Genomic DNA, 202 nt, shown 5'->3' with positions numbered 1-202 from the left:
TTTTGCTCTTTAAAAATCTGGATCAAGCTGAAAATTGAAACGACACACTGTTTAAGTGTGTTCGAGTCTCTCAAATTTTCGCAATCTGAAGACATCTTCGGGTTGTGAGGTTAAGCGACTAAGCGTACACGGTGGATGCCCTGGCAGTCAGAGGCGATGAAGGACGTGCTAATCTGCGAAAAGCGTCGGTAAGGTGATATGA

The 202-nt window shown here is 44.6% G+C and carries 1 rRNA gene; it reads left to right on the top strand.

Features of this window, described 5'->3' with window-relative positions:
- Positions 1 to 108 precede the first annotated feature (108 nt).
- A 23S ribosomal RNA gene (locus tag AC6CWS_RS26580) occupies positions 109 to 202 on the top strand; the annotation flags it as partial.

The sequence above is a fragment of the Klebsiella sp. M041 genome (assembly GCF_059759695.1).
The sequence above is the reverse complement of the archived record's forward strand: the minus strand, read 5'-3'. Positions and strand labels throughout refer to the sequence as shown.